The 21,603-nt window shown below is 37.5% G+C and carries 17 protein-coding genes and 2 pseudogenes; 8 read left to right on the plus strand and 11 right to left on the minus strand.

Annotated features, from left to right (window positions below; translation table 11 throughout):
* Positions 1 to 15 precede the first annotated feature (15 nt).
* Positions 16 to 2,454 (plus strand): TonB-dependent receptor, encoded by a 2,439-nt coding sequence (locus HX13_RS02825; RefSeq protein WP_050019830.1) that lies wholly within the window; start codon positions 16 to 18, stop codon positions 2,452 to 2,454.
* Positions 2,455 to 2,630: 176 nt separating this feature from the next.
* Here the strand turns inward: HX13_RS02825 and HX13_RS02830 are convergent.
* Positions 2,631 to 3,270 (minus strand): annotated as a pseudogene (locus HX13_RS02830) (MBL fold metallo-hydrolase).
* A 69-nt stretch (positions 3,271 to 3,339) separates the two neighbouring features.
* Here HX13_RS02830 and HX13_RS02835 point away from each other — a divergent pair.
* Both HX13_RS02835 and HX13_RS02840 read left to right on the plus strand, forming a co-directional pair.
* Positions 3,340 to 4,554, plus strand: coding sequence for a DUF5103 domain-containing protein (locus HX13_RS02835; protein WP_050019831.1), 1,215 nt, complete (start codon positions 3,340 to 3,342; stop codon positions 4,552 to 4,554).
* A 344-nt stretch (positions 4,555 to 4,898) separates the two neighbouring features.
* Positions 4,899 to 6,854, plus strand: coding sequence for a M4 family metallopeptidase (locus HX13_RS02840; RefSeq protein ID WP_050019832.1), 1,956 nt, complete (start codon positions 4,899 to 4,901; stop codon positions 6,852 to 6,854).
* A gap of 76 nt (positions 6,855 to 6,930) precedes the next feature.
* On the opposite strand, the gene hemH is transcribed toward HX13_RS02840, so the two are convergent.
* The 3 genes from hemH to HX13_RS02855 are packed head-to-tail and all read right to left on the minus strand — an operon-like array spanning position 6,931 to position 9,390.
* Positions 6,931 to 7,959, minus strand: a complete 1,029-nt coding sequence (gene hemH, locus HX13_RS02845) for a ferrochelatase (RefSeq protein WP_050019833.1) — start codon at positions 7,957 to 7,959, stop codon at positions 6,931 to 6,933.
* 15 nt (positions 7,960 to 7,974) lie between these two features.
* Entirely contained in the window at positions 7,975 to 8,502 is a 528-nt protein-coding gene (locus tag HX13_RS02850) for an NADPH-dependent FMN reductase (protein ID WP_050019834.1), read from the minus strand.
* A 9-nt stretch (positions 8,503 to 8,511) separates the two neighbouring features.
* A complete protein-coding gene (locus tag HX13_RS02855) occupies positions 8,512 to 9,390 on the minus strand; it encodes a NifU family protein (protein ID WP_050019835.1) in 879 nt (292 codons plus the stop codon).
* A 166-nt stretch (positions 9,391 to 9,556) separates the two neighbouring features.
* Between HX13_RS02855 and HX13_RS02860 the strand changes: the two genes are divergently transcribed.
* A complete protein-coding gene (locus HX13_RS02860) occupies positions 9,557 to 10,093 on the plus strand; it encodes a gamma carbonic anhydrase family protein (protein ID WP_050019836.1) in 537 nt (178 codons plus the stop codon).
* A gap of 73 nt (positions 10,094 to 10,166) precedes the next feature.
* Here HX13_RS02860 and HX13_RS02865 read toward each other — a convergent pair whose 3' ends face one another.
* Positions 10,167 to 10,625 (minus strand): hypothetical protein, encoded by a 459-nt coding sequence (locus HX13_RS02865; RefSeq protein WP_238554986.1) that lies wholly within the window; start codon positions 10,623 to 10,625, stop codon positions 10,167 to 10,169.
* A 123-nt stretch (positions 10,626 to 10,748) separates the two neighbouring features.
* On the opposite strand from HX13_RS02865, the gene HX13_RS02870 reads away from it, so the two are divergent.
* Positions 10,749 to 12,875, plus strand: a complete 2,127-nt coding sequence (locus HX13_RS02870; protein ID WP_050019838.1) for a helix-turn-helix domain-containing protein — start codon at positions 10,749 to 10,751, stop codon at positions 12,873 to 12,875.
* Positions 12,876 to 12,901: 26 nt separating this feature from the next.
* On the opposite strand, the gene HX13_RS02875 is transcribed toward HX13_RS02870, so the two are convergent.
* Complete coding sequence (locus HX13_RS02875; protein ID WP_128572165.1) at positions 12,902 to 13,723, minus strand: M12 family metallopeptidase; 822 nt, start codon at positions 13,721 to 13,723, stop codon at positions 12,902 to 12,904.
* A 262-nt stretch (positions 13,724 to 13,985) separates the two neighbouring features.
* On the opposite strand from HX13_RS02875, the gene HX13_RS02880 reads away from it, so the two are divergent.
* From HX13_RS02880 to HX13_RS02890, 3 genes are all read left to right on the plus strand, one after another.
* Positions 13,986 to 14,990, plus strand: a complete 1,005-nt coding sequence (locus HX13_RS02880; protein ID WP_128572166.1) for an LLM class flavin-dependent oxidoreductase — start codon at positions 13,986 to 13,988, stop codon at positions 14,988 to 14,990.
* Between the two features lie 69 nt (positions 14,991 to 15,059).
* Entirely contained in the window at positions 15,060 to 16,181 is a 1,122-nt protein-coding gene (ribB, locus tag HX13_RS02885; protein ID WP_050019840.1) for a 3,4-dihydroxy-2-butanone-4-phosphate synthase, read from the plus strand.
* Between the two features lie 102 nt (positions 16,182 to 16,283).
* Positions 16,284 to 16,862: a Crp/Fnr family transcriptional regulator gene (locus tag HX13_RS02890; RefSeq protein ID WP_050019841.1), complete on the plus strand. Its 579-nt coding sequence runs from the start codon at positions 16,284 to 16,286 to the stop codon at positions 16,860 to 16,862.
* Positions 16,863 to 16,945: 83 nt separating this feature from the next.
* Here the strand turns inward: HX13_RS02890 and fmt are convergent.
* The 5 genes and pseudogenes from fmt to HX13_RS02905 all read right to left on the minus strand — a co-directional run bounded on the left by fmt (position 16,946) and on the right by HX13_RS02905 (position 21,484).
* A pseudogene (gene fmt, locus HX13_RS02895) lies at positions 16,946 to 17,891 on the minus strand (methionyl-tRNA formyltransferase).
* 168 nt (positions 17,892 to 18,059) lie between these two features.
* The gene (locus HX13_RS23225) at positions 18,060 to 18,368 is read right to left on the minus strand and encodes a RecQ family zinc-binding domain-containing protein (protein WP_238554987.1); all 309 of its coding nucleotides are present in this window, start codon (positions 18,366 to 18,368) and stop codon (positions 18,060 to 18,062) included.
* A gap of 124 nt (positions 18,369 to 18,492) precedes the next feature.
* A complete protein-coding gene (locus HX13_RS23230) occupies positions 18,493 to 19,197 on the minus strand; it encodes a helicase-related protein (protein ID WP_238554988.1) in 705 nt (234 codons plus the stop codon).
* Positions 19,121 to 19,969: a RecQ family ATP-dependent DNA helicase gene (locus tag HX13_RS23235; protein WP_238554989.1), complete on the minus strand. Its 849-nt coding sequence runs from the start codon at positions 19,967 to 19,969 to the stop codon at positions 19,121 to 19,123. Before HX13_RS23235 ends, HX13_RS23230 begins: the two co-directional genes overlap by 77 nt.
* A gap of 78 nt (positions 19,970 to 20,047) precedes the next feature.
* A complete protein-coding gene (locus HX13_RS02905) occupies positions 20,048 to 21,484 on the minus strand; it encodes an OmpA family protein (RefSeq protein ID WP_050019843.1) in 1,437 nt (478 codons plus the stop codon).
* Between the last annotated feature and the right edge of the window lie 119 nt (positions 21,485 to 21,603).

The following is a 21,603-nucleotide window of genomic DNA, read 5'->3' on the forward strand; positions in this document are numbered from 1 at the left end:
CAAAAAAATAGGGCTATGAAAAAAAAATCAATCTTTTTAATTGCCGCTACAGCTACATTGTATTTCAATAACGCTTATGCCCAGGAAACGCCACAGGATTCTGTGAAGGTTTCATCTATCGATCAGATTGTGATTACGGGAAACTCTAATCCAAAGAAAAAAATAGAATCCAGTACTGCTATTTCAACCTTTAATGCTAAGGAAATCCAAAAACAAAATCCAATCAGTGCCGCCGCATTGCTGCAGAGGGTTCCGGGATTTGCTGTGGAAACTTCAGGAGGTGAAGTAGGAAACAACCTTTTTGCCAGGGGAATTCCTTCAGCCGGAGCTTATGAATTTGTACAGGTACAGGAGGATGGTCTTCCGGTTTTCGAAGACGGAGCGCTTCAGTTTGCCAATGCAGACAATTTTTTCCGTGTAGATAATACGGTAAGCCGCCTTGAAGCATTACGGGGAGGTTCAGGTTCCATCTATGCAACCAATTCTCCGGGAGGGCTTATCAATTTTATTTCGAAAGAAGGGACCAACGATTTTAAAGGAACTGCCAAGCTTGAGACCGGTACCTATGGGCTCATGCGAACAGATCTTAATCTTGGAGGAGCGCTGATGAAAGATAAACTGTTTTTCAATGTTGGAGGTTTCTTCAGAACCGATAGCGGAATCAGAAAAACAGGTTTTAGAGCCAATAATGGAGGGCAGATCAGAATGAACCTGAAATATGTTTTTGATAAAGGATATGCAAAGGTTTATTATAAAAAGCTGGATGACAGGAATACATTTTACCTGCCTGTTCCTCTCCTGCAGGACGGGGATAAGCTGAAAGAATTCCCGGGATTTGATGCCAATTACGGTACCTACAGCTACAGGGCAATCGGTCAGCTTACTATTCCACAGGCAGGAGGAGGTTTCTTCAGCCGGGATCTTGAAAATGGAATTCATCCCAAAATGGATGTTCTGGGAGCAGAATTCAAATATGACCTGGGTAATAATTTCACCGTTGTAAACAAAACACGATATACCAATATTGATATGAACTATACGGGAATTTTCCCGGCCGGCGCACCCAAAACAGCTGCTGAATTTGCCAAAGGGATGGGAATGACCAATTATCAGTATTCATTGGTTAGCAATGGAGCAGTTGTAGACCCTGCCTATGTTCAGAAATTAGGTTTCTGGGCTATAGATAAGCAGATGAATAACTTTGTCAATGATTTACAATTCAATTATAAATTTGATAAAGGGAACGTAACCGCAGGTTTCTATAAATCAAACTGGAAGTCTCATCAATACTGGAACTGGAGCAATATCCTGACAACGGCTACGGACCGCCCGCAGCTGTTGAATTTAGTTGATACTTCACTTAATCCTTCTGATACCGGCTATTCTAAAACGTATAATGGAGTTACGGATATGTCTTTTCTGATCAGAGATTCCCAAATTCAGGGAAGCCTGAACGATTTGTATGTGAATGTGGACTATACTATTACGGATGACTGGAGTGTTAACGGAGGTATGCGCTATAGCAGGGATTACTATAAAGGATATGGTGTAAATACCACCGCTGCTAATCTTAATAATTCGGGTCTTACAGTTGATGGTACCCATAGCTTTGCAACTACTACGGCAGATGATAATATGGCTGTTCTGGGAAACAGGTATACATACTGGTATTATGATGTGAATAAAGTTTCTTATACATTGGCTTCCAATTATAAAATCAACAGGGAAAATGCATTGTATGCCCGTTTTTCCCATGGTTTCAGATCGCCGAATGAGGAAGCTTATTATAATAATATGTCAGATCTGAGCCAGATTAAACCGGTGCAGACCAATCAGCTGGAGATAGGATATAAATATTATTCCCGGACCTTTGATATTGCGGTGATTCCTTTTTATTCCACTCTTAAAAACCTTTCATTTACAGATGTATTCTCTGACGGAACTTCAGAAAACAAATTTGCCAATACTACCAACCTTGGGGTAGAGATTGAAGGGTATACCAGATTATTCAATAACATTCTTGAAGTCACTTTCAATGGAACCATTCAGAATCCAAAATATAAAGACTTCAGGGGAAGGAATCCGGATGGCTCCACATTTGATTATGATGGAAATACAGTAAGAAGAATGCCTAAATTTTATTTTAATATTTCTCCGGCAGTGAATATCACTAAAGAATGGAGGGCATATGTAAGTATGAATTATTATGGGAAACGATTCCAGAATGAAGGAAATACGGAAGATAATATTCTGCCGTCCTTTACAGAATTTGGGGCGGGGATGTCTTACCAGCTGGGAAAAATACGTTTTGCAGTTGATGGAACCAATATTTTCAATACCATTGGGATTACAGAAGGGGATCCAAGATCTCAAACCATGGGCGGAAGCAACATAAGAATGGCAAGGCCTATTATGGGAGCGGCTGCAAGAGCTTCTATTACTTTAGATTTTTAAAACTCTATTTCTTTATAACAATGAAACCGCCGGAATTTTCCTGGCGGTTTCTTTTTATGTTTTTCTTATAAAATCTGCGTTATCTGCTAAATCTGCGTGAGCATAATCTTTCGCTTGAAATCTGTGAAATCTTTACAATCTATGAACAATAAAATTACAGTACATCAAACTCTCTTTTATTTAAAAAACGGATTATACTGTTTTTCAAAACCAATGGTTGTAGGATTCCCATGGCCGGAAAATACCTGCGTATCTCCATCCAATATGAAAAGTTTTGTTTTTATGCCTTCTATCAGCTGTTCATAATTTCCTTTGTACAGATCTGTACGGCCAATACTTCCTTCAAAAAGAACATCTCCGGAAATCATGAATTTCTGGTTTTCATGATGATACACTACACTTCCGGGTGAGTGTCCCGGAACATGATAGATTTTAAATTTTTTCTCCATCCAGATCGAGTTCATCTCCTTCTTTTACATATTCAATATCTACTTTTACAGGATTTATATTCATCCCGAACCTTATTCCGCTGGCCTGCAGCATATCCAGGACTTCCTGATCTTCCGGATGCATATTTACAGGGACTTTGAATGTGTCAAAAGCCCATTGAAGTCCGAAGACATGGTCAATATGAGCATGAGTGAGAAGGATTTTCTGAATTTTCAGACCATTTTCTGTAATAAAGTTACTAATGGCCTGGGTTTCCTGTGCATTCATATTACCCGGATCAATCAACCAGGCATTTTTGTTTTCGTTGTAAATAATATAGGTGTTTTCGCTCGCAAAGTTAAATACGAAGCCTTGAATCTGAAGCATATCCGATATTTTTTATTCAAAAATACGATATTATTGAGAAAATGCTGATTTTTCGTTATCTTCGTCATAATGAAAACTTTGCGAATACTTTTACTTTCTTTTGGTGGGATGGTTTTTGGACAAAATATCCAGAGCATCCAGCTGTTTAATCCACAGACGAACGATGAAACTCCTGTTATCAAGTTCGGTGAACAACTGGTTTTAAGCTTTGATGATCTTACTAATGGCAGTGAGATTTACCGGTACACTATTAAACACTATGACAGGAACTGGAATGATGATAATCTGTTTTTTACTGAATTTGCCAATGGAAGTATGAACGGACTCCTTGATAAATTTCAATATTCATTTAACACACTGCAGGCTTATACCCATTACAAGCTGGTTTTTCCCAATGATAAAATACAGCCGAAAATTTCAGGAAATTTTGAACTCATTGTGTATAAAGACTCAGCAGATAAGCCTCTTTTTAAAAGAAGATTCTATATGGTGGAAAATGGGGCTTCTATGGCTTTGAATGTTTCAAGGATTTCCGATGCCAAAAAGCCTAATCTTAACCAAAGAGTAGAAGTAAAAGCTGTTTCAGCCGGAGGAGATCTTTCCTCTAATGTTAATTCTGTCAGCTTAAACCTGATGCAGAATAATAATCCGAATATGGTTATTTTTAATCAGAAGCCGAGCTCTGTTTTGGGGAATCAGCTGCTTTTTCAGCAAATGAACCTTACTTTCCCGGGAGATAATGAATTTTATTATTTCGATAATAAGAATATGAATATGGCAGCAGATATGGTTCGCTCAACAGAAATAAAAGATGGAGTTAACCAGACATATTTGCATCCGGTATGGGCTTTTCCGCTGAATTACCAGTATCAGCCTGACGTTAACGGGGCGTGGTATTACAGGAGGAATGACTTAGGAAGAGAGCGTGATGCAGAGCGTGAAGCAGATTATTCATGGGTACATTTTTATCTTGATTCGGAACCCGTGGATAAAGAAATTTATATTCTGGGAGGATTTAATGATTTTAAACCGGGTAAAGAAAACCAGATGCAGTATGATGCAGCCAATAAGCAGTATGTAGCCAGAATCTTTCTGAAACAAGGTTTTTATAACTATATTCTCGCTACGAAGGAAGCTGACGGGCCTATTAATTTTGGTGAGATAAACGGTAACTTCTGGCAAACGGAAAACTTATACCAGGCCTTTTTATATTATGCTCCGTTTGGAAGGAATTATGATGGACTGATTGGCTACGGAGAATTCAGAACACCTGTCAGAAAATAAATTATAACTTAAAATATAAAAATAAGTGAACAGACTGTCTTAAAAAGATGGTCTGTTTTTTTTATGAATACTGATAAAATGATTGTTAAGACAGCTATTTTAGGTTTATAAATGTAATGCATTACATAACGAAAAAAATAATTCACAAAGTGCTGATTAAAGTTGATTTTATTAATTGAAATTATTTTTATAAATTAAAATTTTATTTAATTATTTTATTTCTTTTTAAAATCATCATTGTGTTTTGTTTAATAATTTAAGCAATGTGTTTATTTTTATTTAAAATTTAAGTGTTTTCATTGTGGAAAATTTATAAATTCGTTATAATAATTAACAGGTATTTTATGAAAACAAAATTTATTTTACTAGCTGGTATTGCTGTCAGCTCTTTTGTCTTTGGGCAAGACAGACCATCCAAACTGATTCCGGGTAAAAGCGGATTACATTCAGATTTTATGAGATTCGATAAAAACGGTCCTGTTTTTCAGGGAAGTCCGGTTTTATTTGATGAGGTTTCTCAGAGACTTTCTCCCGGGCAAGCCCGTAAATTGGGGACAGAAAAAGATAAATTAGGCTTTGAGACGCATCGATTTCAGCAAACTGTTAACGGCATTCCTGTAGAATATGGAATGATGGCGGTACAGACGAAAGGAGGGAAAATAGTAGGACAATCGGGTAAATGGATCCTCAATACTCCTAAAGCTGTAGAGAAAGCAGCCAATATTTCTGAAGATATAGCATTACAAAATGCCTTATCATTTGTAGGAGCAGAAGCTTATAAATGGCAAAATAAAACGGAAGAAGATTTTATTAAAAAAGAAGCAGGCAACTCTGATGCTACTTTTGCTCCCAAAGGAGAATTAGTATATTATTCAGATCCTTCAGATGAGAATATGGCCGATTTAAAGCTGGCTTATAAATTTGACATCTATGCAGAAAAACCATTAAGCAGGCAATACGTTTTTGTAGATGCTAAAAATGGGAAAGTATTGGGAACAGACGCTATTATTCATGAAGTAAATACACCGGGAACAGCAACAACAGTGTATAGCGGCAGCAGAAGTATTATAACAGATTCATATAACGGAAGTTACAGGCTAAGAGAAACCGGAAGAAACGGCGGAACAGCAGTCGAAACTTATAATATGAAGAAAGGGACCAATTTTGCAAATGCAGTAGATTTCACAGATGCAGACAATAATTGGAACAATATAAATACCAATAAAGACGAATATGCTACCGATGCCCATTGGGGTGCTGAGATGACATTGGATTATTACTATACGAAATATGGCAGAAAGAGTATTGATAATAATAATTTTGCCATCAAATCATATGTTCATTATTCAACCAATTTATTCAATGCCTATTGGGATGGATCAAGAATGTTGTATGGTGACGGAAGTTCTACAACCAATGGTGGTAAACCGTTAACAGCTATTGATGTTTGTGGGCATGAAATTACTCATGGGATGACTTCCAAAACGGCCAATCTTGCTTATCAGAGAGAATCAGGAGCGTTAAATGAAGGCTTTTCTGATATTTTTGGAAACACTATTGAACGCTGGGCAAGACCTGCCAAAGCAAGCTGGACAATAGGAGAAGACTTCAATTACGTGATCCGGGATATGTCTAATCCTAATGCTTACAGACAGCCTGATACCTATATGGGAACCTATTGGAAAACAGCAACCACTTCTGGTTGTTCCTTTCCAAGTCAAGCTAACGATTATTGTGGTGTTCATACCAATTCCGGAGTGCTTAACTTCTGGTATTACCTTCTGGTAACAGGAGGATCAGGTACCAACGATAAAGGCTTTGCCTATAATGTGTCGGGAATCGGGCTCGACAAAGCAGCAGCTATTGCTTATAGAACCCTGACTACTTATCTTACTTCTTCTTCTACTTACGCCAATACAAGAACTTATTCTCTTCAGGCAGCAGCAGATCTGTATGGAGCAGGAAGTAATGAAGTGACTCAGGTTACAAACGCCTGGAATGCGGTAGGTGTTGGTGGAGGTACTTCACCGGCAGGAAAAACTGCAATTGCAGCAGATGCTCCGCTTTATACTATCAGTCCAAACCCGGCAACAGATAGATTTACAGTAGCATTTGAAGGGAAATCCGGAAAAGGAACTGTGGAATTAATCGGGTTAACGGGAAAAAGAGAGGTTTCTGAAAAAGTCAATATTGCTGACGGAATTAATAAACTGGAAATACAACTTCCATCAAATATTCTTCCTGGAGTATATGTTGTAATGGTAAATGGACAGAAAGCAGGAAACTTAATCAAAAAGTAAATTACTGTATTCACTAATAGAAAGGCCACACGATACTGTAGTATTTGTGGCCTTTTTTATTTTTATATGGGATGGTTTACACCAGGTAAAAGTCGTTTAGTTTTTCTTCGCAAAGTGTTTTTACCACTTCAATCCATCGGTCTTCATCATTCAGACAGGGAATGTAATGGAAATTCTCACCGCCACCGTGCAGGAACTGTTCTTTACCTTCTACAGAGATTTCCTCCAGTGTTTCCAGGCAGTCTGAAACAAATGCCGGGCAGACTATGGCCAGGTTTTTTATTCCTTTTTTACCAATTGTTTCCAGTGTTTCATCTGTATAAGGTTCAATCCACTTATCTTTTCCTAATCTTGACTGGAAAGAAACGATGGTTTTTTCTTTAGGTAAATTCAGTTTTTCAATGACAAGTTGTGTTGTTTTATAACATTGGTGACGGTAGCAAAACTGATGACTTGGATTCTCATCTCTGGAACAGCAATCGTTAAGATTACAGGTTTTGGTAGGATCTGTTTTATAAATATGTCTCTCCGGAACCCCATGATAAGAAAACTGCAGCGCATCAAAATTTTCCGGAAGCTTTTCCTTAATACTTTCTGCCAGACAATTGATATAAATATCCCTGTTGTAAAAAGGCTGAATATAATTGATCTTAACCTGTGGAAATTTCTTTTTCCTTACTTCTTCTGCTTTTTCAATAACGGTTTCCGTTGTACTCATGGCATATTGAGGATACAATGGAAAAAGAACGATTTCGGAAACTCCCTGATCTACCAGTTTCTGAATACCGGTTTCAATACTTGGTTCAGCATATCTCATCCCTATTTCTACAGGGACATCCACCAGTTTTTGAAGCTTTTTCTGAATTTTTTCAGTAATGACAATTAAGGGAGAGCCTTCTTCCGTCCATACCGTTTTATAGGCTTCGGCAGATTGGGCAGGTCTTGTTTTTAAGATAATTCCCCGAACCAGAAGTGCACGGAAAATCCAACGGTAATCAATTACCCTTTCGTCCATTAAAAATTCGTCAAGATATTCTTTTACATCATTTACAGCCGTGGATCTTGGAGAGCCAAGATTGACCAGTAAAATTCCTTTTTTATTCAATATTTTTATTTTTAATTATGACACGGATTCTGAAAAATCCGTTACCAATTGCAGTACTTTAGCAAAGGTATTGTTTTCAACTGAGCCATCAGGCTTTATTTTACCTTTTATCCCTTTTATCAAAAGCTGATGTTTGTCATTTATTTTTGCTCCCAACGTTGTTAAAAGCAATAATAACTCTTCATGCCCCTTCTCTCCACTGGCCGAACCCGTAATACATGCAACAGGTTTATCTGTAAAGACATTTGTGGAAACACACCATTCCAATACATTCTTTAATCTGCTCGGAATACTGAAAATATATTCCGGTGTAGAAAATATGACTCCCGCTGAATGTTGGATATCCTCTCTGATTTTCACTATCTCTTTGGGGATATTGACATCAGTGCATGAAGTATCAAAATGCGGAAAAGCAGACAGGTCATCATACATCTGGAAATGAATACCGGGATTTTTTTCCAACACCTGCTCCATAAGCTTCTGATTGCTGGAATTCTTTGTTGCACTTCCAATGATAACCAGGATCTTTCCGGGAGAATTCATAAAAATGTATTATCCGTTGACTGCCTCAACTCTTTCTACTAAATCCGGAACGAATTGTTTTAAAATATTCTCAATTCCGTTTTTCAGAGTCGCTGTAGAGCTCGGGCATCCTGAACAGGCTCCCTGTAAAAGCATTTTCGCAGTTTTGCTCGCTTCATCATATTCCATTAAGGAAATCTTTCCTCCGTCATTTTCTACTGCAGGAGCTACGTATTCATTTAAAATATCGGAAATTTTCTGTTCATCCTCAGTATAATCTCTGTTAATGATTTTTTCAACAGGACTTTCATGTTTCTGAGGCTCAAGGTTGGATATTGTGCCCCCGTTTTGCAGGTAATCAGCAATAAGAGAACGAACTGTCATCATTACCTGATGCCACTCCACGGAGTTATCTCTGGTAACCGCTACAAAGTTATCGGAAATGAAAACTTCCGTTGCGAAATCAAACTCATTGAAAATAGCTTGCGCCAAAGGTACTTCTTCCGCAGCATCCCTCGATTTCACTTCTACAAAACCATCTATCAGTAATTTGTTTGAAACAAACTTCATGACATTAGGATTCGGAGTCATTTCAGCATAAATCTGATACATTTCTTTTTTCTTCTGAAGATAAATTCTTGGATTTGCCAACAATTCATCTTCAATCACATTCTTCAGGCTTTCAGCTACATGTTCCCATTCGATGGTATCCTGTTTGGCTACTGCTACAAAATTGGCAGTAATGAAAATCCTTTCTACAAAAGGATAATTGAAAAGTTCCTGAGCTAAAGGAATTTCTGAGATATCTGAATTTCTGTCCAACTCCAAAGAACCCGGAATGAGATTATAATCAGCAACAAATTTCATTACTTTCGGGTTTTCGGTTGGTTCTATAAGTACGGTACGCATTTTTTCGTTAAATTTGAGATACAAAAATACGCATTAGAAGTTAGAAGCTGAAAATTGGGAGTTAGATTTTTGCTATCACTATAATTTAGAAGGTAGATATTGGAAATACAGTCTAGCAATTCACAATTTTCAAATTAGCTTAGTTTCAAATTTTCAAATTAAAATTATGGCACTTGTAAAAGAACTTTTAGGAAAAATACCTCAGATCGGGGAAAACACATTTTTAGCTGAGACGGCTACAATTATCGGAGATGTTACCATGGGAAAAGACTGCAGTGTTTGGTATAATGCTGTGATCAGAGGAGATGTTCATTACATCAAAATGGGTAATAAAGTAAATGTTCAGGATAATGCAATGCTTCACTGTACCTATCAGAAACATCCTTTAAATATCGGGAATAATGTTTCCATAGGACATAATGCCATTGTTCATGGATGTACAATTCATGATAATGTACTGATCGGGATGGGAGCTATCGTAATGGATGACTGCCTGGTAGAAGAAAATTCTATTGTAGGAGCCGGCTCTGTAGTGACTCAGGGGACTCATATCAAATCCGGGGAAGTATGGGGAGGCGTTCCGGCCAAAAAGATTAAAGATATTAACGCTCAGTTACTGGAAGGAGAAGTTAACCGGATTGCGGATAACTATGTAAAATATTCCTCATGGTACAAAGAAAATGCGAAGAATTACGAATTGTAATTGCTGGACAAGCCAATGTTGTCTACGGAATATCAATATAAAAAAGCTCCATCGGAAGATGGAGCTCTGTATATCAAGTCTTTATTGATTTGATATAGAACCTTTGCTGTTTTTTTTCGTCACCGTCCGGAGTTATCATCCGTATTTTTTCCTTCACACATTTAAGGGAAGTCGGAACCGGAACCACCGTACAGTCAGACGTGATATTATATTTTTCATTAAAAATTCTTACCCTGTCCGTATAGTCGTTAATTCTTGGCAGAATAGAATTCTCTATCTTTTTAGGATAGGCAATATATTGCTGAGGTCCGCCACAGGACTTTACCCCCATCGCTACAAATACCCAGTCGGAGGCGTCTGTACATTTTTCGCCTGAAGCTTCAGATTCTATAGATGCCTTTAGTTTATCGAGCTGTGCCTGATCATATTTCTGACTGTCTTCATCTGCAGGACGATCTGCGATATCTACAGGAAGATTGGTATTAAGATTTTTTGAAGTATTACAAGAAACAAGAATAAGTGTAGAACACAATACTACTGCCGGAATATGAAGTAAAATTTTTTTTTCACAATAAGTTTTTTTTCTTTTTTAAGAATTTTCAAAACTTATGCCAAGGTAAGAATTTCAAATTCATTTTCCGTATTTTTGAGGACGATGAATAATCATTTTTTTGACTTAATAGAGTACACCAACAGAAGTGTTTTCCTGACCGGAAAAGCCGGAACAGGAAAAACCACCTTTCTTAATGATTTTGTAAGGCGGACAAGAAAAAAACATATTGTTATAGCTCCTACGGGAATTGCAGCTATCAATGCGGGAGGGGTTACCATCCATTCCATGTTTGGTTTGCCCTTAAGAACCTTCCTGCCCACTACGGAAAGAATAGATACCAGTTTGGCCAATAATATTGCCGACCTGATGCCTCATTTCAAATACAGAAAAGACAAGCTTAAACTTTTGCGGGAAGTTGAGATTATCATTATTGATGAGGTTTCTATGCTGAGAGCAGACGTACTGGACATGATGGATTTCTCCTTACGTTTTATCAGAAGAAACAATCAGAGGTTTGGTGGGGTACAGATGCTGTTTATCGGGGATTTATATCAGCTTCCTCCGGTAGTAAGGGATGAACATGTTTTAAAGATGTATTATGACTCACCCTTCTTTTTCGATAGCCATGCCATTAAAGAAATTCCTTTGGTTACTATTGAATTAACCAAGGTTTACCGGCAATCTGACCAGGAATTCCTTAAAGTTTTAAATGCTATCCGGGACGGAGATACAGACAATATAGATTTTGATCATCTTAATGAAAGGTATGACCCGGATTTTGATATGGGCAAAGAATCTTATGTATATCTGTGTTCTCACAATAAAATGGCAGATGAAATCAACCAGGAAAAACTGGCAGAAATAAAAGCAGATGCCAGGACATATGAAGCAAAACTTGTAGGAGATTTTAAAGAAAACCAGTTTCCTAACGACCAGTTTTTAGAGCTGAAGGTAGGAGCGCAGATCATGTTTATCAGAAACGATGTTTCCGGAGAAAAAAAATATTTTAACGGAAAGCTTGGTGAAATTATTAGCCTGGATGAAGATGAGATACGTGTTGTTCTGGACGGCAGCGAAATGGAAATTACAGTAAAAAGGGAAACCTGGGAACAGAAAAAATATTTCCTGGACACCGAAAAAAATATTAAAGAAGAGGTTCTGGGAAGTTTTGAACAGTTTCCCATTAAACTAGCCTGGGCTGTTACCATTCACAAAAGCCAGGGATTAACATTTGATAAAGTGATTATCGATGCGGGTAAAAGCTTTACTGCCGGTCAGGTGTATGTTGCTTTATCGCGTTGCAGAACATTGGAAGGAATTGTTTTAAAATCAAAAATTACTCCGGAAGTCATTTTTAAAGATAACAGGATTCTTCATTTTCATACCGGCACCGTTGCCAATGATCATGTCGAGGAAATCCTGAATAGAGAAAAGTATGATTATAGTATCAGGAAAGTGCTTAGGACATTGGATTGCTTATGGTTTCTAAAAGAAGTTGAAAACTGGAATAACCTGTCAATTGTTACAAAAAATATCGACCACGTTAAAACCAACCAGTTGTATCTTCAGTTGAAGCATGAAGCAGTAACCCTCGGAAAGATTTTTGAAAAACTGGAAAGGATTATTTTCCAAAAGGTAAATAATTTTATCGGTGAAAAAGAGGAGTGGTCCGAAATAGAAAATAAAACAAAAGGTGCCGTTAATTTTTTCTTTACTGAAACCAGAAACAAGATTTTCGATCCTTTAAAAGATTTTTATGCTGAGATCAAAGGAGCTAAAGGATTGAAACAGTACAATGAAGAACTCAGAGACTGGCTTGAAGATATTGAAGAATACCTTAACAGTCTGAAAGAAATTCATTTGCTGGATACTAAACTGCTGGATGAAAAGAACGATAAAGAAGTCAGTCTCAAAATTGCTAAAGTTCCTTCACAGGTTTTAACCTTCCAATTATTTGAACAAGGAAAAACCATTGGTGAAATTGCTTTGGAAAGAGGGCTGGTAAAGGAAACGGTCATCGGACACCTTGCAAAATTTGCAGAACAGGGATTGCTGGATATTTCAAGAGTGATTACTTCGGATAAAATAAAAGCCTTTGAAACGGAGTTTTACAAGAAATCACACGAGACCTTAACGGAATGGAAAAATGCACTTCCCAGTCATTTTGAATTTAATGAAATCAGGATTCTTTTGAATCATTACAACTATAAAAAGGGGAAGAATTCATAAGAATTCTTCCCCTTTTTTGAAGTATATTAAGGGTACATTGCATTGATGGTATTGATATCACCGGTCGTGAAGCCTGTTCTGGTATAGGTAAAACTACTGCCATTGGCCCTGGTTATGGTAGGCTGTCCGTTTCTGGAATAAGAAGTTGGCCAGTACATCATCACCGAATTGATATTAAAAGGGCCAATATCCACTCCTGAAGTATACTTATCAAAGTTGTAGCTTTGTCCGCTTTGAATATTATCCCATAGGATCCGGACATACTGATCCCTGTCCTGACGGGTATGCTCATGATAAAGCCCTACGGTATGTCCCATCTCATGAATGACTGATCCTACAGAAATATACTGGTCCAATGAAATGGTTTGTACACCACCTCTGTATCCTATATGAGCCCACCCGTCTGATCCTGTCTGGCTTCCGAAAATAAACTGTACATAATTGCTCTGGTTAGTGCGGGCAATCCATTTGGTATTGGTATAAGAGTTATATTGATTGATCGCATTAATAATTTTGTCTCTGTTAATGGAGCCCATATTGCTGGCAATGGTATAGTAAATATTTCCTGAAGGCCACCGGGAGTAGCTTGCCCCGCCTTTTTTTTGAGAACCATCCTGCAGCTGTTCATCAGTCAATACAATATCACCCTGGAAGAAGTTTTTGCCGTCTTTTCTGACATAGGTAATTGGCTGGCCGTTTAATTGCCCTTTTCTAATCTCTTCTTTTTGCGACTGAACAGTGTTGATAACCGGATCATCATTGTTTTTATCACACGAGGATAAAAAGGCTACAGCCATATAACCCATGAAGATTATTGGGGAAATCAGTACTTTTGGTTTTGTTTTCATGATATTATTTTAAGATTTGTTGTTGAATACGAATGTAGTGATTAATTCCCTTATAAATGATTTATAGAGGTTGTTTATTTTTTATTTCTTTTACATTTGAATCCAACATACATCTGAGATAAGGTGCTGCCATAGTAAATATCATCATTTCTTAATAGTTTTTCTCTGAACTCATTCATCAATCCTATCAATTACAAAAAGTAACTAATGCGGTTTTTATATTTTAAATTTGCTTGGTTTTTCAAACCTAAAAAATAAGATTATGAAAAATTTTGAAATATCGGTTTTGGATCTGGCTCCCGTAAAGCAAGGGAAAAGTATCCACGATACGTTTCAGGACAGTTTATCTTTAGCAAACCATACTGAAAATTTACATTATAAAAGATTCTGGCTGGCAGAGCATCACAATATGGAAAGCATTGCCAGTTCTGCCACTTCAGTTTTAATTGGTTTTATAGCCAATGGAACCCAAAAAATAAGAGTAGGCTCCGGAGGGGTTATGCTGCCCAATCACAGTTCTCTGATCATTGCCGAACAATTTGGAACACTGGAGTCCCTGTTTCCCGGAAGAATTGACCTTGGATTGGGAAGAGCGCCCGGAACAGACGGGCTGACGGCCCAGGCGCTGGGAAGAAATCCGGCAACCATCAACGAAAAATTTCCTAGACAGATTCTTGAGCTTCAGCGGTACTTTTCCAAAGAAAATGCTGAATCGATGGTCCGGGCTATTCCTGGAGAAGGCCTGGATATTCCGCTTTACATTCTGGGATCAAGTACGGATAGTGCATGGCTGGCTGCTGAACTCGGTTTACCATACGCCTTTGCAGGACATTTTGCCCCGGAACAGATGGAAATGGCATTTAAGATTTATACTGAGCATTTTGAACCTTCCAAACAGCTGGATAAACCTTATATTATAGCTTGCGTGAATGGAGTGGCAGCAGATACTTCTGAGGAAGCTCATAGAATTTCAACAACCTTATTCCAGGCCTTTATCAATATTGTAAGAAACGACAGGAAGCCTTTTGCCCCGCCGGTGGATGATATGGATGAAATCTGGTCACCTATGGAAAAATCAATGGTGCTGCAAAAGCTGAGATATACTTTCATCGGCGATCAGGCAGAGATTACAGAAAAGCTTAAAGATTTCCAGGAAAGATTCAATGTGGATGAATTAATGATCAATTCACATATTTATGATCATCAGAAAAGGTTAAGATCTTATGAGATTTTCAGAAACTCCGTAAACTCTTTACCCAAAGCGTAATAAACCATTCATATTAATTGGCACATGCTTATTTTTATAAGTATCTTTGCAAAAATTTAAAAAGTAAAAATGTCTGATATTAAATTAAATACTATTCCGGAGGCGATAGAAGACCTTAGAAATGGTAAAATAATCATAGTAGTAGATGATGAAGACAGAGAAAATGAAGGTGACTTTCTTTGTGCTGCAGAGCTGACAACACCTGAAATTATCAACTTTATGGCACTGCATGGGAGAGGCTTAATCTGTATGCCGCTTCCTGAGAAAAGATGCGATGAATTAGGATTAGAAGTAATGGTAAGCCGAAGCAGCGATCCTAAGGAAACAGCATTTACCGTATCTGTAGACCTTCTGGGGAACGGTACTTCTACCGGTATTTCTGCAGGAGACAGGGCAAAAACAATTTTAGCTTTGATGGATGAGAAGTCTAAGCCTACAGATTTCATGAGACCCGGGCATATTTTCCCGCTTCGTGCAAGAAAAGGAGGGGTGCTGAAAAGAGCCGGACATACAGAGGCCGCTATTGACCTGACCCATCTGGCAGGATTGAAGGAAGGAGGAGTGATTTGTGAAATCATGAATGAAGACGGAACCATGTCCCGTTTACCTGAACTTCATGCTTTTGCTCAGAAACATGATATGAAAATTGTTTCCATCGAAGATTTGATCCATTATCAGCTTAAGAAAGGAAATCTTGTGGAAAGACTTGAAGAGAAAAAAGTAAAAACGTACTACGGTGATTTCGACTTTTATGCCTTCAGAGAGACTTCCAATGACCAGATTCATTTTGCTTTAACCAAAGGAACATGGACAGTAGATGAGCCGGTTTTGGTAAGAGTACAGTCGTCCGATTCTTATTTTGATGTATTAACAAGACTGAATAACGGTGAGAAACCTTTATTGGAAAAAGTAACCAATATGGTGAACGAAGCCGGAAAAGGAGCAATTATTTTCATCAACAATGTTTCCAATTCTGAAAATACATTGAGAAAATTACAGCAGTTCCTGAACTATCAGGATGGCCAGGAGCAGCATCCTACTTTAGCTTATAATTATAGAGATTACGGTATAGGCACACAGATTCTGAAGAATTTAGGAATCAACAAGTTTAAGGTAATCACCCAAAACCCTAATATCAAACCTCAGGTTGGGGGATACGATGTAGAGGTTACCGAGATGGTTCAGTTATAATATTTGCTAGTCAGTAGAAGCTCCGTAATGCAGTGAATAATATTGGCAAGAATATAAATAAAGGTTTAGGAGTTTTTCTAAACCTTTTTTTATTTTTAAACTATGATTGAGTCCTTAAAAAAGCATATCAGAGAATATGTAGACATTAGCGAAGAAAAACTGGATAAATATTGCAGCGCTTTCAGGCTTCAGAAGATGAAAAAGAAAGACTTCCTTTTAAAAGAAGGTGATATTTGCCAGTTTGAAGGATTTGTGGTGAAAGGTTGTTTTAAAGTATTTCATACTGATCATCATGGAGCGGAACAAATATTATATTTCGGTATAGAAAACTGGTGGGTTTCTGATATAGACAGTTTTATTAATCTGATTCCATCAAAACTCAATATACAGGCAATAGAAGACAGTGAGATTTTTCTTATTCCAAAAGAAAAGAAAGAAAGATTTTATTTTGAAATGCCTGAAGTGGAAAGATTGATGAGGCTCAAGTTTCAAATGTCAATTATTGCTTTACAGCGCAGAATTATTGATAACCTGAGCAAGCCTTCAGAAGAACGTTATCTTGATTTTCTGAAAGAGTATCCTCAAACGGCTCATCGTCTTACCAATATCCAGATTGCTGCATATCTTGGAGTTACCCCTGAATTTATCAGCAGAATCCGCAGAAAAATAGTAAAGAGCTGATGACAGACCGGCTTTCTGCATTTTTAAAATAAAAGTCACAAAGGATTTTGTATCTTTTGTGACCTTTATTTTTATAGTGAATTCTAAAGCGATATTTCGTCAAAATTTCTGAAACCATTCAGGAAATCCTTTACAGTCATTCTTTTTTTGCCTTCAAGTTGGAGCTCTTGTGGGAAATAAATACCATCTTCCGTATAGATTTTAAATTCGTTTTTTGAAATATCCAATGTTCCGGCTGGTTTTCCATGATTGGCAATTTCAAATTTACCCCCGAATATTTTCAATCCTTTTTCTTCCGCACCGATTTTTAAAGTGGTAAAAGCTGCGGGATAAGGCGACATCCCAAGGATAAACTGATGGATCTTTTTTGAAGGCGCCTGCCAATTGATTTTGGTATCTTCTTTAAAGATTTTGTAGGCATTTTTTGGATGTTCAACCTGTGGCTGAGGTTTTTCTTCGATGGCATTTTCTGCCAGCCCGTCCAAGGTTCTGACAACTAATTTTGAGCCCATTTCCATGAGCCTGTCGTGCAGACTCCCTGCATTTTCATCCGGTAAGATGATAAGCTCTTCCTGCAGGAGAATATTTCCTTCATCTATTTTTTCATTAATAAAAAAAGTGGTTGCGCCTGTTTTCTCTTCTCCGTTGATGATGGCATAGTTGATGGGAGCAGCACCTCTGTAGTCGGGTAGTAAAGAGGCGTGCAGATTAAAGGTTCCCATTTTAGGCATTTCAAAAAGAACTTTAGGCATCATTCTGAATGCCACGACTACAAAAACATCAGCATCTAATTTTCTGAGCTCTTCTAAAAACTCAGGATTCCTTAATTTTTCAGGTTGAAAAACGGGTATATTGTTTTCTGAAGCATAGATCTTTACAGGAGATTGATTTATTTTCTGGCCACGTCCACTCGCTTTATCTGCTACGGTTACAACGCCTACAACATGATGATGCGATTGATGAATAGCCTCCAGGCAAGTTTTGGCAAATTCAGGTGTTCCTAAAAAAAACGACTTTCAATGATTTCATGCTACAAAGATAAGTTTTTAGTTAATAGTTAAAAATTAAGAAGAAGGTGGCAAACGGTTTTTATTGTTTCGAATAGCGGAGTATCAGTGACTTGTTTTGAGCTTATGGTTGATGAGAAATAAGTAAATTTCATCAATCATTTATCAAAGATATCTTCATTGATTACCATTACTCATGGTTAAGCGCATAAGTCCTGAAGTTCAGCATTTTCACCTTCCCGGAATCCAGAAGAAAGATAAGGTTTTCTAAAATATTATTTTTAGAATGGTAGCTCAGCTGTACGGAAAGTTCTTCAATGGTAGAAGGTTTTTTTGCCAGTAAATTGATGATTTGCTGCGAAATATTCTTTCCGAAAATAGATTGTTTATTTTTTTCACATACCGAGCATTGGCCGCAATTTTTAGGATTTTTTTCACCAAAATAAGCGAGAATAAGTTTCATTTTACAATAATCATTGTTTTCTACATAAAACTTCATTTCTTCCCATTTCTGAATTTTATTTCTCTGAATATGTTCAAAGAGTTTCCAGTAAGCATTATTTACGGCTCTTTCGTCACGCGGTTTTAAAAATTTTACACTGGATAATGCACCATCAATATATTCAAGGTAATTTTTTTTGCTGAAGCTCTTTCAGACGTTCTTTGATCAAAGGAACGCTTACCTCGGTTTTGTTGCTTACCTGTTGCTCACTGAACATCACCTTATGCGTAGTAATTCCGGATACGGTGCGAAGAAGCAGTTCAATAAAATGAGCATCTTTTCTGGGTAATTGGTCTATTTCATCAGGTTTGATAAGCAATTCCAGAGAAGACAGGCTTTTGTTGTCATTGTAATATATGATTTCCTGGTTATGCAGAAAGTTTAATACATTGTTGATCTTCGCTTTTGAAAGCCTGGTGAAGTTTTGTATTCCTATAGAATGTAATTGAAATGTTTTTTCAGGCAATTCAAATTCGGCTACCTGAAAAATAGAGTAGAGGTAATTGATAATCTTTAAAAATTCTGCCTTATTAGGAATCTGGTTCTTTAAAATCTGGTCAAAATTCAGAAGTTCCTGTTTGTTCCAAAGCAGAAAGGCAAAACTATCCTTACCATCTCTTCCCGATCTTCCAATTTCCTGATAATAATTTTCAAGAGATGCCGCTGGAGAATAGTGGATAACAAAACGGACATTATCTTTATCGATACCCATTCCGAAGGCATTTGTGGAAATCAGGACATGGCTGTCACTATTGTTCCAGATCGCTTGTCTGGTATTTTTTTCCTTTGTTGTTAAACCTGCATGAAAATAATCTACATTTTTCAATTGATTTTTTTTTTAGGAACTCAGCCAATAATTCAGCTTCTTTCCTGGTTCTCACATATACAATCCCGGAATCGTTGGTATATTTTAAAATATCAAAGACACGCTGAAACTTGTCAGAAACCTCTTCTGTGAAAATTTTGATATTATCTCTTTTAAAGCTTTTCTGGAATATTGAAGGTTTTTTAAGTTCCAGTTTATTTCTGATTTCTTCAAGGACTTTGGGCGTTGCTGTTGCTGTTAAAGCCAGGCAGGGGATTTCGGGATTGTTTTTTCTGAAATCTTTAATATTCTGGTAGCTTGGCCTGAAATCCTGTCCCCATTCTGAAATACAATGGGCTTCATCAACGGCAATAAACGATAACGGAATATCCTGGATGTTTTGAATAAACTGAGTATTGGTAAGCCTTTCAGGGGAAATGTATAATAGTTTCGTAAGACCTTCCTTACAGCGTCCATAAATGGTTTCGGCATCATATTCATCCAGTTCCGAGGAAAGGTATTCCGCTTCTATGCCACGAGATTTAAGCTGATTAACCTGATCTTTCATCAAGGCCAGCAAAGGGGAAATAACGAGGCATGTTCCTTCTTTCAGCAAGGCAGGAAGCTGATAGCATAAAGACTTTCCGGCACCAGTAGGAAGTAAAACCAGGGTGTCTTTCTCATTGATAATTGAATTGATAATTTCTTCCTGAGCATCTCTGAAGCCGGTATGGCCCCAGAAATACTTAAGAGTATCATATTTTAGCTTTTGAAAATCCTGCGGAGAAATCATGTTGTAAAAATAAGGAAAGTATGATGACAAAAAAAGTCACGCAGGGCGTGACTTTCATATAATAGTTTAATAAGTTTATTATTTAGCTTCGAAATAAACTCTTCTGTTGGCTCTGTTTTTCCATTCAGGACATTTAGTAGCCGGTTCACATTCAGGATATTTAAGGTCTTTTTCACCTTTACCTATAGCTTTCAGTTTATCAGATTGAACTCCGTTCTTAATTAAATAATTTTTAACGTTATTCGCTCTTCTTTCAGAAAGTTTTTGGTTGTAAGCGTCAGTACCTCTTGTATCTGTAGCTCCGATTACGTTATAAGCTCCGCTTGAAGAATTGATATAGTTCACAGCATTGTTCAGAATTGGAGTATTGGATGGTAAAATTCTGTCAGAATTTAAATCAAACTCGATTCCTTCCAATTTCGTTTCTGTTTCTACTACAGGTCCTGTGGTAGTGGTAGGGCATCCGTTGTTTTCAACAGGTCCCGGAACCGTTACACACTTATCATAAAGGTCGATAACACCATCAAGGTCAGTATCAAGGGCAACTCCGGCTCCATCTACTCTTGCTCCTGCAGGAGTATCAAGCTGTCTGTCCCAATCGTCGCATACTCCATCATTATCAGCATCTCCTTTTTTACATACTTCGATATCCTGGTTTTTGTTGGCCAGAACGTCAAGTTTGTAATAGATTTCCTGAAGCGGATCATGCCACATTAAGTGAGATTCGTGTTTTCCTAATTTTAGTGAAAGACCTAAAGTTGCATTGAAGAAATTGTCGGAAACTTGCTCTGAACGCTTGTTGATTGCACTGTATGCATCTCCTCCGCCATCGAATTCATCATCACCGGTTACCACATACATCAATCTACCTTCGATGTCAATTCTTCTGTTAACTTTGAATTTCAACCCGGCACCTGCCTGCATAAACATAGATCCCAACTTGAAAGGCTTGACTTCCGTCATTAATCTTTGTCCTTTGATGTCTTTCTGATAAGCTCTGTAAGCAAGCGTACCAACACCTGCATATCCATGAAGTGCCCATCTGTAAGGAGAGTGGTTATCAACTCTTCTTAAAAGATTAGAGAAATTAACATCTCCCAAAATAGAGATTGCATCATACTGGGTTCTTGCTCCTACTGCCGTGGCATCAGGTGCAGTATCCTTAGTATTGAACCATCCTTGTCTGGTTTCTCCTCTGTCATATTGCAGCTTCAGGCCAAAAGCATGGGTGATGGCTTTATCAATACTTACATAGGCAGAATAGCCAAAAAGGTTTTTACCGTTCCCGTTTTTAATAGAGGTTAAATCAGATGATTGAAGAAGAGGAACTCCTGCTCCTACTGAAATAGACCAGTCATTAAATCTTTTTGATTGATTAGTAAAAGGGGAAACATTGGCAGATCCGGAAGAAAATGTGTTCGGATATTCTCCCTTTGAAACTGCCGTTGAGTCTTGTGCATAGCTGGCAGTAGGTAAAGCTAGAGCTAATGCAACAATTGCTAAACTTAATTTCATAGTGTTATTTTTTTAAGTTAAGTTATTTTAAATGATTTTTTTTCTTAATAATTATATTTGTATGAATTTTTTTCAGTTGGCAATACTAATCCTCCAATACTTTTGGAACATATTCCCTC

This window comes from Chryseobacterium sp. P1-3 (assembly GCF_000738495.1).
Classification (GTDB): Bacteria; Bacteroidota; Bacteroidia; order Flavobacteriales; family Weeksellaceae; genus Chryseobacterium; species Chryseobacterium gallinarum.